Source organism: Myxococcus llanfairpwllgwyngyllgogerychwyrndrobwllllantysiliogogogochensis, from assembly GCF_006636215.1.
Taxonomy (GTDB): Bacteria; Myxococcota; Myxococcia; order Myxococcales; family Myxococcaceae; genus Myxococcus; species Myxococcus llanfairpwllgwyngyllgogerychwyrndrobwllllantysiliogogogochensis.
This window is the reverse complement of sequence record NZ_VIFM01000990.1, coordinates 1-390: the sequence shown is the minus strand read 5'-3', so window position 1 is coordinate 390 and position 390 is coordinate 1. Positions and strand designations below refer to the sequence as shown.

Genomic DNA, 390 nt, shown 5'->3' with positions numbered 1-390 from the left:
ATCTTCACCCGGATCGCCCGGCTGCGCCCGCCCGAGACCTTCGGCGAGATGGCGCTCCTGTCCGAGGCGCCGCGTGCGGCCACCGTGATGGCGCTGCGAGATTCGCAGTTCCTGTGCCTGACCCGCGCCGCCTTCGAGACCGTGATCACGGAGCATCCGCACACGCTCCTCTACTTCGCCCGCATGCTCGCCGAGCGCCTGCGCACGCTCTACGAGGGCCATTCGGTGCATCACGCGCCGCGCACCTTCGTGGTGCTGGCGGTGACGGACGGCCCGGATCCGGAACCGCTCGCCCACAACTTCGCCGCCGCCCTCGATGCGATCCTGCCGGGGGAGACCGCTTGCCTGAGCCGGTTGCCGGATGGGGCCGACGAGGCATGGGTCCACGCC

General features: G+C 71.0%; 1 protein-coding gene. It reads left to right on the top strand.

All coding sequences use genetic code 11. The features are described 5' to 3' along the window. The coding region (locus FJV41_RS51610) for a Crp/Fnr family transcriptional regulator (RefSeq protein WP_141649704.1) at positions 1-390 on the top strand (390 nt) is incomplete at both ends.